Genomic DNA, 12,081 nt, shown 5'->3' on the forward strand with positions numbered 1-12,081 from the left:
TCCGGCTCCGTGTCCTTGAGCAGGAAGCCGGCCGCGCCGGAGTTCAGCGCGGTCAGGATGTACTCGTCGGCATCGAACGTGGTCAGCATCGCCACCACCGGCGGATCCGGCATCATCCGCAGCTCGCGCAGGACGGTGAGCCCGTCGACGTCCGGCATCCGGATGTCGAGCAGCACCACGTCCGGCCGCTCACGCCGGACGGCCTCCACCGCGTGGCCGCCGCTCGCGGTCGCGACGACCTCGATGTCCTCGGACGCGCCCAGAATGAGTTCGAAGCCCGAGCGGACCAGTGCCTCGTCGTCGACCACCACTACCCGCACCACCCGGTTCACGCGCGCTCCGCCTCACCTTCGTTCATGCCGTCCGGCCCATGTCGACTCGACCCTAAAGCCACGTAGAGCTCTTGCGGCCGGGCGAGCGGCAGCTCCAGCCACACGGCGGGGTAGCACCCACCACTCGGCAGGGACACGGCAGCCTTCTGCCGGATAGTCCATGATCGGCCCGGGTCTCCAGCCTGAGGGTCATGACCCATCACCCAGACTCCCCGCCGCTTACGGCCGACGCGCCGTCCCCCGAACGCGAGCGCAGCGAGCCCTCGACCGGCGCGCCCGGCGTGGGCCGGCTGATAGGGCTGGACCTGGCCCGCGGCCTGGCCGTCTTCGGCATGTACGCGGTCCACGTAGGCCCCGCCCCCAGCCAGGGCGGGGTCATCGGCTTCCTGATGGAACTGGCGCAAGGCCGCTCATCCGCCCTGTTCGCCGTCCTGGCCGGCTTCGCGGTCGCCCTCATCACCGGCCGCCGCACACCGAAGACCGGCCTGGCCGGCCGGCAGGCCGTAGCCAAGGTGATCATCCGGGCCGTGATCCTGCTGGCCCTTGGCACCGCCCTGACCCTGACGGGCACCCCGGTCGTGCCGATCCTCGCTTTCTACGGACTGTTCTTCCTGCTCGTGCTGCCGCTGTACCGGCTGGGCGCCAAACCACTGGCGTTGATCGCCGCAGGATGGGCCCTGGTAGGTCCGCAGCTGCTGTACGCGCTGAAGCCGGTGGTCGGCGGCCGTGTGTTCCTCTCCTACGGCCAGGCCGACGGCCCCGTCTCACTGTTCTTCACCGGCGGTTATCCGGCCCTGACCTGGGTCCCGTTCGTGATCGCCGGTATGGCTGTCGCCCGCTGCGACCTGGCTGCCAAGGCTGTCCGGATGCGCCTCGCCCTCACCGGCGTCGCCCTCGCCGTCACCGGCTACGGCGGCTCCTGGCTCGCGGTGCGTCTCATACCCGGTGCCGCCGAAGCCGTCCGGAAAGCCGAAGAGGGGCCGGGCATGTCGTCCGTGTCGTCCGTCTCGCCCGACAGCATCGGCATCTTCGGCGACACCCCCGCCGGGATGCTGGCCTCAGCCCCGCACAGCGAGGCGACCCTGTCCATCATGGCCGCCACGGGTGTGGCGATCCTGGTGATCACCGCGTGCCTGGCCGCCATGGACGCCTTTCCCCGGCTGCGCCGCCTGGCGGGGCCCGTCATCGCGGTCGGCTCGATGTCACTGACGGCGTACGTCTACCACATCGTCGCCATCTGGCTCCTGGACACCGAGACATCGGCCGTCCCGCCGCTGCACATCCTGCTCGGCCTCATCGCGTCCGTCACCGTCCTCGCCACCCTCTGGTCCCGCTTCGTAAAGCGAGGGCCGCTCGAATGGCTGATGGGCAGGGCGACCGGACTGGCCCGACACATCCGATAAGACATAGGCGGAGCGGAAGAACTGCCGGCCAGTGGTGAGCCTGCCGACCCGCGGCATCGCGGCGACCAGCTTGACCACCACAGGCGTGCCTGTACGACCGAGACCGGGCCCCCGCCGATCGGAGGGGACCGGTCGGCCTACCGGCGGGGGACCTCCTGAAGCCCGGCGAATGAGCCCCGAGAAGGTGCCTACCCAGCCCTCACCCGCACCCGAGTCCGCCCCGGCGACGAAACGCCCTCCGTCGACCGCACGGCTGGTCGGAGTGGACCTCGCCCTGAATCCGGCCCAAGGACTCGTACACGCCACCCGCGGGAACCTGCCCCGTCGTCAGACCACGAAATCTGCGCAGGTCAGAGCGATGCGACCTAACACCGACCACAACGGAGCCGAACTCACGCGCAGCGGATTCAGTCCGTTCAAGCAAAGTTGACGATCCGACAGGACGAAATGAACGTTTCCGCAGGTCAGAGACCTGCACAGTGGGGCGGGTGGGACTCGAACCCACGGCCGACGGATTATGAGTCCGCTGCTCTAACCGGCTGAGCTACCGCCCCATAGCGGCGTGTCGCGTACATGTGTGCGCGCCGTCTGCCGCAGCATAGCCGCTCATACGATCTCCTGCTTCGTATGGTCGACTTCGCATGCCCTCAAGGACTCCGCCGCGACCTGCACGGTTCCCGGGAATCGAGGCCGGACATGAAAAAGGACCCCAACGGGGTCCTCGTTCAGCATGCTCCCCCGACTGGACTCGAACCAGTAACCTGCCGGTTAACAGCCGGCTGCTCTGCCAATTGAGCTACGGAGGACCGAGCTCCCCCGACTGGACTCGAACCAGTAACCTGCCGGTTAACAGCCGGCTGCTCTGCCAATTGAGCTACGGAGGAATGCCTCGTTGCATCGAACGTACCTACCTGGGTATTCGCCAGGGGGCGTGCGCTCGCTGCGACACATACATTAGCGCAAGCAGGGGGGTGCTCCGCCAATCGGTTCTCCTCGGCGCCGACGCCGCACCAGGGACCTACGGAAGGGAAGGGTGGCCGCCATGCGCTACCGGCTCACGTTCGTCATCGGAGTTGCCGTCGGATACGTGCTCGGCACGCGCGCCGGCCGCGAGCGCTACGAGCAGCTGAAGAAGTCCGCGCGCCAGGTCGCGCAGAACCCCGCGGTCCGCAACACCGCCGAGACGGCGGCACAGCAGGGCCGCGTCTTCGCGGGCAAGGCGTACCACACGGTGACCGACAAGGTCGGCGACCGAGTCCCCGAGTCGGTCGCCCAACGAGTCCGCTCCCTTCGAGAGCGCAGCGCTCACAATGGAGGCGCGGAAGACGACTGGGGTACCAGCAATACGTAACGGCAACGGCACCCTTGCGTTCCCGGCACGACCAGCCCCCCACACCCCGCACCCGAAACACAACCCGCACCCCCACGGCGCCCACGGCCCCAGCCGGCGCAGCGCTACGGCACAATTTGGGCCATGGGGATAGTCGCCGGGTTGGACAGTTCGCCCGATTTCACTCGCATCGTCGTCTGTGACACGGACACGGGCGCCGTGCTCAGGCAGGGGTACGCCCCGCATCCGGTGGAGTCGCCGGACGGCGGTGGCGCGCGTCCCTCCGACGTCGATCCGCAGGCCTGGCTGCTGTCCCTCGGGGAGGCGGCCGGCGGCGGGCTCCTCGAAGGTGTGCAGGCCATCGGCGTGTCGTCGCAGCAGAACGCGGTGGTCCCGCTCGACGCGCAGGGCAACACCGTGCGCCCCGCGATGGTCGGCGGCGACAAGCGGGCGCAGGTCGCGGCGGCCGATCTGATCGACGCGCTGGGCGGACGCGAGGCGTGGGCGCAGGCGGTGGGGTGTGTGCCGCAGGCCGCGCAGCCGGTGACCAAACTGCGCTGGCTCGCCAAGACCGAGCCCGAGCACGCGGTACGCGCCGCTGTCCTGATGCAGGCGCACGACTGGCTGGTGTGGCAGCTGCTCGGGCGTCCCGTGAGAAGGACCACAGATCGGGGCGGCGCCTCCGGGACGGGTTACTGGTCGGCGGCCACGGGCGCCTACCGTTCCGATCTCGTCGAGCTGGCGCTCGGCCACCAGGCCATGCTGCCCGAGGTGATCGGGCCGGCGGACGCGGCCGGTACGACCCCGGAAGGGCTCCTCATCTCCGCGGGGACCGGCGAGACCATGGCCGCCGCCTTCGGGCTCGGCATCGGACTGGGTGACGCCGTCGTGTCGCTCGGCGCGTCCGGGTCCGTGATGGCCGTCCACCCCGAGGCCCTCGTCGACAGCTCCGGGATGATCACCTCCCTGGCCGACGCCACGGGCATGCACCTCCCGGTCGTCACGACCCTCAACGCCGTACGCACCCTGCGCGGTGCCGCCGAACTCCTCGGTGCGCCCGATCTGGAGAGCCTGTCCGACCTGGCGATGAAGTCGACGCCGGGGGCTCATGGGCTCGTGCTGCTGCCCTATCTGGAAGGTGAGCGGACGCCGAGTCTGCCGCACACCGCGGGCACGCTGGCCGGGCTGCGGCGGGAGTCGATGAAGCCGGAGCATATGGCGCGGGCCGCGTTCGAGGGCATGCTGTGCGGGCTCGCGGACGCGCTCGACGTGCTGCGCGGCCGGGGTGTCGAGGTGCGGCGGGTCTTCCTGCTGGGGGCGGCCGCCGAGCTGTCGGCCGTGCAGGCCGCGGCTCCCATGCTCTTCGGCGCTCAGGTGGTCGTACCGCAACCCGCGGACTACGCGGCGATCGGTGCCGCCCGGCAGGCCGCGTGGGCGCTCGGTGTGTCGCAGGGCTCGCTCGATCCGCGCACCCCGCCGGTCTGGCCGGCCGCGGCCGCGCAGGTCCTGGAGCCCGGCGAGGAGCTGGCGGTGGGGCAGGCGGTGCGGCAGCAGTTCGTGTCGGTGCGGGAGCAGACGCATCCCGGGGCGTTCCGGTCGTAGTGGTCCCACGTTCCGGCCGTAGTGATCTCCGCGTTCCGGCCGTAGCGGAAGGTAAGAGACCGGTAGGAGTCGCACCCGGAAGGCCGTACGGAGCCGCGCTGACGGCTTAATCAGTTGAGGTAACGGCACCGGAGTGTTCGACGATAGGGGCCAAGGGCAACCAATCGCCCCGTCGTCGACTCCGAGAGAAGCAGCGTGCTCATACGACTTCTGCGGACCTACCTCAGGCCCTACCGAAAACCCATCGGCTGGCTGGTGCTGCTGCAGTTCCTGCAGACCTGCGCCACCCTCTACCTGCCCACGCTGAACGCGGACATCATCGACACGGGCGTCGTCAACGGCGACACCGGCTACATCCTGTCCTATGGCGCCCTGATGATCGGCATCTCGCTGGCGCAGGTCGTGTGCAACATCGGTGCCGTGTACTACGGCGCCCGGACCGCGGCGGCGCTCGGGCGGGACGTACGGGCGGCCGTGTTCGACCGGGTGCAGTCGTTCTCGGCGCGTGAGGTCGGGCACTTCGGCGCGCCCTCGCTGATCACCCGGACGACCAATGACGTCCAGCAGGTGCAGATGCTGGCGCTGATGACGTTCACGCTGATGGTGTCGGCGCCGATCATGTGCGTGGGCGGCATCGTGCTGGCCCTCGGTCTGGATGTGCCGCTGTCCGCGGTGCTGGTCGCGGTCGTGCCGGTGCTCGGCATCAGCGTGACCTTGATCGTGCGGCGGTTGCGGCCGCTGTTCCGGACCATGCAGGAGCGCCTCGACACGGTGAACCGGGTGCTGCGCGAGCAGATCACCGGCAATCGGGTGATCCGTGCCTTCGTGCGCGACGAGTACGAGCAGCAGCGCTTCAGGAAGGCCAACGTCGAGCTCACGGACATGGCGATGGGCACCGGCAATCTGCTCGCGCTGATGTTCCCGATCGTCATGACGGTGGTGAACCTGTCGTCCATCGCGGTGGTCTGGTTCGGGGCCCATCGCATCGACAGCGGCGGGATGCAGATCGGTGACCTGACGGCGTTCCTCGCCTATCTCATGCAGATCGTGATGTCCGTGATGATGGCCACCTTCATGTTCATGATGGTGCCGCGCGCGGAGGTGTGCGCCGAGCGCATCCAGGAGGTCCTGGACACATCGTCGAGCGTGGTTCCCCCGGTCGCGCCGGTGCGGGAGTTGCGACGCCATGGCCATCTGGAGATCCGGGGCGCCGGGTTCCGCTACCCGGGTGCCGAGGAGCCGGTGCTGAAGGCGATCGACCTGGTCGCGCTGCCGGGTGAGACGACGGCCGTGATCGGGTCGACCGGCAGCGGGAAGTCGACCCTGCTGGGGCTGGTCCCGCGGCTGTTCGACGCGACCGACGGGCGGGTGCTCGTGGACGGGGAGGACGTGGCGGACGTCGATCCCCAGCTGCTGGCGAAGACCGTGAGCCTCGTACCGCAGAAGCCGTACCTGTTCGCCGGGACCGTGGCGACCAATCTCCGCTACGGCAACCCGGAGGCGACGGACGAGGAGCTGTGGCACGCGCTGGAGGTGGCGCAGGCCAAGGAGTTCGTGGAGCGGCTGGAGGGCGGGCTCGACGCGCCCATCGCGCAGGGCGGGACGAATGTGTCCGGTGGTCAGCGACAGCGGCTCGCGATCGCCCGCACCCTCGTCCAGCGCCCGGAGATCTACCTCTTCGACGACTCCTTCTCCGCCCTCGACTACGCGACGGACGCGGCGCTGCGGGCGGCGCTCGCGCGCGAGACCTCCGAGGCGACCGTCGTCATCGTCGCCCAGCGGGTGGCGACGATCCGGGACGCCGACCGGATCGTCGTGCTCGACGAGGGGCGGGTCGTCGGCACCGGCCGGCACCACGAGCTGATGGCGGACAACGAGACGTACCGGGAGATCGTGCTCTCCCAGCTGACGGAAGCGGAGGCTGCCTGATGGCCGGGCCGATGGGGCGGATGATGGCCGGCGGGGGCCCCGATCAGCACTCGCTGGACTTCAAGGTGTCGGGCAGGCGGCTGGTCGCGCAGTTCAAGCCCGAGCGGCTCACCATCTACGCGCTGCTGTGCTGCGTGGTGGTGAGTGTGGGGCTGTCGGTCGCCGGGCCGAAGATCCTCGGCGAGGCCACCGACCTGGTCTTCGCCGGCATCGTCGGGCGGCAGTTCGAGCCCGGGATGACCAAGGGGCAGGTCCTCGCGTCCATGCGGGAGCGGGGCGACAGCGAGATCGCCGACATGCTCCGCAGCACCGACTTCACGCCGGGCGAGGGCATCGACTTCGGCGCGGTGGGCAGCGTGCTGCTGTTCGCGCTCGCCGTGTTCGTCGTCGCCGGTCTGCTGATGGCGGTGGCGACGCGGCTGGTGAACCGGGCCGTCAACCGGACCATGTACCGGATGCGCGAGGACGTCCAGGCGAAGCTGTCGCGGCTGCCGCTGTCGTACTTCGACAAGCGTCAGCGCGGTGAGGTGCTGTCGCGGGCGACCAACGACATCGACAACATCGGGCAGACGCTGCAGCAGTCGATGGGGCAGCTCATCAACTCGGTGCTCACCATCATCGGTGTGCTGGCGATGATGTTCTGGGTGTCGTGGCTGCTGGCGCTGGTCGCGCTGGTGACCGTGCCGCTGTCGTTCGTGGTCGCCACGCGCGTCGGCAAGCGGTCGCAGCCGCACTTCGTGCAGCAGTGGCGCTCCACCGGCAAGCTCAACGCGCACGTCGAGGAGATGTACACCGGGCACACCCTGGTGAAGGTGTTCGGGCGGCAGGAGCAGTCGGCCCAGCAGTTCGCCGAGCAGAACGAGGCGCTGTACGAGGCGGGCTTCAAGGCGCAGTTCAACAGCGGTGTGATGCAGCCGCTGATGCTGTTCGTGTCGAACATCAACTACGTCCTGGTGGCCGTGGTCGGCGGTCTGCGGGTCGCGTCCGGCTCGCTGTCGATCGGTGACGTGCAGGCCTTCATCCAGTATTCGCGGCAGTTCTCGATGCCGCTGACGCAGGTCGCGTCGATGGCGAACCTCGTGCAGTCGGGTGTCGCGTCGGCGGAGCGGATCTTCGAACTCCTGGACGCGGAGGAGCAGGAGGCGGATCCGGTGCCAGGGGTGCGGCCGGAGGAGTTGCGGGGGCGGGTGGCGCTGGAGGGGGTGTCCTTCCGGTACGACCCCGAGAAGCCGCTGATCGAGGACCTGTCGCTGACGGTGGAGCCCGGGCACACGGTCGCGATCGTCGGGCCGACGGGTGCCGGCAAGACGACGCTCGTGAACCTGCTGATGCGGTTCTACGACGTCTCGTCCGGGCGCATCACCCTCGACGGGGTCGACATCGCGCGGATGTCCCGGGACGAACTGCGGGCCGGGATCGGGATGGTGCTGCAGGACACCTGGCTGTTCGGCGGCACGATCGCGGAGAACATCGCGTACGGGGCGTCCAGGGACGTCGGCCGGGGGGAGATCGAGGAGGCGGCGCGGGCCGCTCACGCCGACCGGTTCATCCGTACGTTGCCCGACGGGTACGACACGGTGATCGATGACGAGGGGTCGGGGGTCAGCGCGGGTGAGAAGCAGCTGATCACCATCGCTCGGGCGTTCCTGTCCGACCCGGTGATCCTGGTGCTGGACGAGGCGACGTCGTCCGTCGACACCCGTACCGAAGTGCTGATCCAGAAGGCCATGGCCAAGCTGGCGCACGGGCGTACGTCGTTCGTGATCGCGCACCGGTTGTCGACGATCCGGGACGCGGACACGATCCTCGTCATGGAGAACGGCTCGATCGTGGAACAGGGCGCGCACGGGGAGCTGTTGGCGGCCGACGGAGCTTATGCGCGGTTGTACAAGGCGCAGTTCGCCCAGGCGGTGGCCGAGGTGGACTGAGTCGCGTTCGGGGGTTCCACGTGGTGTCGTGGGGCGGCTGCGGGTCCGTTGTGGCTGGTCGCGCAGTTCCCCGCGCCCCTGGAGGGGCGCGAGCTGCACGCACCTAAGGGGCGCGGGGAACTGCGCGACCAGCCCCCACCGGCCCGCGGACGGCGTCAGTCCAGGTAACCCCTCAGCTGGTCCGCGAACGCATGATCCCGCAGCTTATTAAGAGTCTTTGACTCGATCTGCCTGATTCGCTCCCGCGTCACGCCGAAGATCCGGCCTATCTCCTCCAGCGTGCGCGGGCGGCCGTCCGCCAGGCCGTACCTCAGTTGTACGACCTTCCGCTCCCGCTCCCCCAGCGTCGACAGGACCGCTTCCAGGTGCTCCCTGAGCAGCAGGAACGCCGCAGACTCGACCGGCGACGTCGCGTCGCCGTCCTCGATGAGGTCGCCGAGCGCCACGTCGTCCTCCTCGCCCACGGGGGCGTGCAGGGACACCGGCTCCTGGGCCAGGCGCAGGACCTCGCTGACGCGCTCGGGCGCGAGGTCGAGGTGGGCGGCCACCTCTTCCGGCGTCGGTTCGTAGCCGCGTTCCTGCAGCATGCGGCGCTGGACGCGGACGACCCGGTTGATCAACTCGACGACGTGGACCGGCACTCGGATGGTGCGGGCCTGGTCGGCGAGGGCGCGGGACATGGCCTGGCGGATCCACCAGGTGGCGTACGTCGAGAACTTGTAGCCGCGGGCGTAGTCGAACTTCTCGACGGCCCGGATCAGGCCGAGGTTCCCCTCCTGGACGAGGTCCAGCATGGTCAGGCCGCGGCCTACGTACCTCTTCGCCACGGACACGACGAGCCGCAGGTTCGCCTCGATCAGGCGGCGCTTGGCCATCCGGCCCATGACGACCAGGCGGTCCAGGTCGAGGGCGAGCCGGCTCTCCAGATCGGGGGTGCTGCTCAGCTTCTCCTCGGCGAACAGGCCGGCCTCCACGCGGCGGGCCAGTTCGACCTCTTCGGCCGCGGTGAGGAGGGGGATACGGCCGATCTCCCGCAGATACTGGCGGAACAGGTCGGAGGAGGGACCACTGTTGTCGGCGCGAGCCCGGGGCGGCAACGGCGCTTCGACCGGCTCGGCGGCGTCGGCGACCTCGGCGCCGTCCAGGGCCTCCGCGGGCGGTTCGGCGGGCTCGGGCGAGGCCTCCGGCTCCGCCTCGGGGTGGTGCGCGACACGGCTCTGCGGCGGCACCGCGACGAGAACGTCGGCCTCCGCGTCCGGCTCGGTGCTGTCAGCGCCGGTCGCGGTACTGGCGTCGGTCTGGACGAGGGTCTGGGTCTGCACGGGGGCGACCTCCAGGGTGATCGCTGCCGAGGCATACGGCAGCGCTGCTTCGAGGGCGGAGTCGGCGGCCTCGCCGCTGTCCGTCCCGTACGCGATGAGCGGAACCGCGGGGGTGTGGGACCCGTGGGGAACGGGTCGGCCGCGCTCCGAGGACTCAGGCACCGGAACCCAGTGTGGAGTACGACACATCACCGCCACGAGGGGCGTGCGGTGACTTTTTGAGTCCGGTGCGTGACCGGGCGGTTACCCAGTCGTACGCGAATCGCGCGTCACGCTCAGAGCGCCGCCGCGCCCTGCCCCCGCAATGCCTGGTCGTACTGCTGCAACACCCACAGTTCGTTCTGCACGGCGGCCAGTTGGGCCGGGTCGCCGCCCGCGCCCAGGCGGGCCAGTTGGCTCTGGATGTCGCGGACGCGGCGCTCCACGGCGCGACGGCGGACCGTCACGAGTTGCTCGCCGGCGTAGTTCTCGTCGACCGTCCTGCGCATGATCGCCTCGACCGCCAGCTCCGTGACCATCGCGCGGACCTGGTCGTCGGGGGCCGCCTCGCGGACGCGGACCAGGTACTCCTGCGCGTCCTGGATGCCGTACTCCGCGCCGCCCGCGTCCATGATCGCCTGGCGTACGGCGGCGTAGGGCGCGGCGGTGAACTCGTCGACGCCGTAGGCGTCGAACGCCGGGGAGACCAACTCGGGGCGCTGGAGGGCGAGTTTGAGGAGTTCGCGTTCGGTGGCGTAGACGGGGTTGCGCAGGGTCAGGGCGGGGCCGGAGGTGCGGGGGCCGGGGGCGGCGTCGTACTGCTGCTGCGGGGTGCGGGAGCCCGGGCCGGACGTCGGCGCCTGTCCTCTGCCGCCCCGCTCCCGCGCCCAACGCGCCAGCTGCGCCACCCGCTTCACCACGAACTGGGTGTCGAGGATGCCGAGCATGCCCGCGAGCTGGACGGCCACCTCGTGCTGGGCGCCGCTGTTCTTGATACGGGCGACGATGGGCGCCGCCTCGTCCAGCGCGGCCGCGCGGCCCGCCGGGGTGTCGAGGTCGTAGCGGACGACGATCTGGCGCAGGGCGAACTCGAAGAGCGGGGTGCGCGGTTCGGCCAGGTCGGCGACCGCCTCGTCACCCTTCGCGAGCCGTAGTTCGCAGGGGTCCATGCCGTCCGGCGCGATCGCGATGTACGTCTCGGCGGCGAACTTCTGGTCGTCCTCGAAGGCGCGCAGGGCCGCCTTCTGGCCGGCCGCGTCGCCGTCGAAGGTGAAGATGACGCGGGCCGAGCCGTTGTCCATCAGCAGCCGGCGCAAGATACGGATGTGCTCGCCGCCGAAGGCCGTACCGCAGGTCGCGATGGCCGTGGTGACGCCGGCGAGGTGGCAGGCCATGACGTCCGTGTAGCCCTCGACGACGACGGCCCGGCTGGCCTTGGCGATGTGCTGCTTCGCCAGGTCGATGCCGTACAGGACCTGGGACTTCTTGTAGATCGCCGTGTCGGGGGTGTTGAGGTACTTGGGCCCGTTGTCGGCCTCGTAGAGCTTGCGCGCGCCGAAGCCGACCACGTCGCCGCCGATGTCGCGGATCGGCCACATCAGGCGGCCCCGGAAGCGGTCGATGGGGCCGCGGCGGCCCTCCTGCGCCAGGCCGGACAGGACCAGCTCCTTGTCGGTGAAGCCCTTGCCGCGGAGGTAGCGGGTGAGGTGGTCCCAGCCCTGGGGGCTGTAGCCGACGCCGAAGTGCACGGCAGCGGCCTGGTCGAAGCCGCGCTCGGCGAGGAAGATGCGGCCGGTGTCGGCCTCCGGGCTGGTGGCGAGCTGCTCGGCGTACCAGTCGGCGGCGATCTTGTGGGCCTCGACCAGGCGGATGCGTTCGCCGCGCTGGTGGGAGGGGTTGTACCCGCCCTCCTCATAGCGCAGGGTGATGCCGGCCTGGGCGGCGAGGCGCTCGACCGCCTCGGAGAAGGAGAGGTGGTCGACCTTCATCACGAACGTGATGGTGTCGCCGCCCTCCTGGCAGCCGAAGCAGTGGAAGAGCCCCTTGCTCGGGCTGACCTGGAAGGACGGCGACTTCTCGTCATGGAAGGGGCACAGCCCCTTGAGGTTCCCGCCGCCCGCGCCGCGCAGCTGGAGGTACTCGGACACCACGGCGTCGATCGGGACCGCGTCCCGTACCGCCTTCACGTCCTCGTCGTTGATCCGTCCTGCCACGCGTGAATTCTACGGGGGTGCACCGACATCTCTGGGCGGCCTG

General features: G+C 69.9%; 8 protein-coding genes and 3 tRNA genes. 5 read left to right on the forward strand and 6 right to left on the reverse strand.

The window, feature by feature from the left end; genetic code table 11:
- Window positions 1–323: response regulator (locus ACTMVF_RS18130; protein WP_441272440.1), on the reverse strand; the 323-nt coding region annotated here is incomplete at its 3' end.
- A gap of 200 nt (window positions 324–523) precedes the next feature.
- Between ACTMVF_RS18130 and ACTMVF_RS18135 the strand changes: the two genes are divergently transcribed.
- A complete protein-coding gene (locus tag ACTMVF_RS18135) occupies window positions 524–1,735 on the forward strand; it encodes a DUF418 domain-containing protein (RefSeq protein ID WP_441272101.1) in 1,212 nt (403 codons plus the stop codon).
- 480 nt (window positions 1,736–2,215) lie between these two features.
- Here ACTMVF_RS18135 and ACTMVF_RS18140 read toward each other — a convergent pair.
- The 3 genes from ACTMVF_RS18140 to ACTMVF_RS18150 form a co-directional block, all read right to left on the reverse strand.
- Window positions 2,216–2,289: transfer RNA gene (locus ACTMVF_RS18140), tRNA-Ile, on the reverse strand.
- A 179-nt stretch (window positions 2,290–2,468) separates the two neighbouring features.
- Window positions 2,469–2,541, reverse strand: a tRNA-Asn gene (locus tag ACTMVF_RS18145).
- A 5-nt stretch (window positions 2,542–2,546) separates the two neighbouring features.
- Window positions 2,547–2,619 (reverse strand) — tRNA-Asn (locus ACTMVF_RS18150).
- Between the two features lie 158 nt (window positions 2,620–2,777).
- Here ACTMVF_RS18150 and ACTMVF_RS18155 point away from each other — a divergent pair.
- From ACTMVF_RS18155 to ACTMVF_RS18170, 4 genes are all read left to right on the forward strand, one after another.
- Window positions 2,778–3,086 carry a YtxH domain-containing protein gene (locus tag ACTMVF_RS18155; protein WP_441272102.1) on the forward strand — a complete coding sequence of 103 codons (309 nt, stop codon included), beginning with the start codon at window positions 2,778–2,780 and terminating at the stop codon, window positions 3,084–3,086.
- A 123-nt stretch (window positions 3,087–3,209) separates the two neighbouring features.
- A complete protein-coding gene (locus ACTMVF_RS18160) occupies window positions 3,210–4,667 on the forward strand; it encodes a xylulokinase (RefSeq protein WP_441272103.1) in 1,458 nt (485 codons plus the stop codon).
- Between the two features lie 195 nt (window positions 4,668–4,862).
- Entirely contained in the window at window positions 4,863–6,596 is a 1,734-nt protein-coding gene (locus ACTMVF_RS18165; RefSeq protein ID WP_441272104.1) for an ABC transporter ATP-binding protein, read from the forward strand.
- Window positions 6,596–8,524: an ABC transporter ATP-binding protein gene (locus tag ACTMVF_RS18170; RefSeq protein ID WP_441272105.1), complete on the forward strand. Its 1,929-nt coding sequence runs from the start codon at window positions 6,596–6,598 to the stop codon at window positions 8,522–8,524. The genes ACTMVF_RS18165 and ACTMVF_RS18170 overlap by 1 nt, the downstream gene beginning before the upstream one ends.
- A gap of 155 nt (window positions 8,525–8,679) precedes the next feature.
- Here the strand turns inward: ACTMVF_RS18170 and ACTMVF_RS18175 are convergent, their stop codons facing one another.
- Both ACTMVF_RS18175 and dnaG read right to left on the reverse strand, forming a co-directional pair.
- Window positions 8,680–10,008 carry an RNA polymerase sigma factor gene (locus ACTMVF_RS18175; RefSeq protein ID WP_441272106.1) on the reverse strand — a complete coding sequence of 443 codons (1,329 nt, stop codon included), beginning with the start codon at window positions 10,006–10,008 and terminating at the stop codon, window positions 8,680–8,682.
- 113 nt (window positions 10,009–10,121) lie between these two features.
- Window positions 10,122–12,038 (reverse strand): DNA primase, encoded by a 1,917-nt coding sequence (gene dnaG, locus ACTMVF_RS18180; RefSeq protein ID WP_441272107.1) that lies wholly within the window; start codon window positions 12,036–12,038, stop codon window positions 10,122–10,124.
- Window positions 12,039–12,081: the final 43 nt, after the last annotated feature.

Source organism: Streptomyces sp. SD31 (assembly GCF_052068475.1).
In the GTDB taxonomy this organism is placed as follows: domain Bacteria; phylum Actinomycetota; class Actinomycetes; order Streptomycetales; family Streptomycetaceae; genus Streptomyces.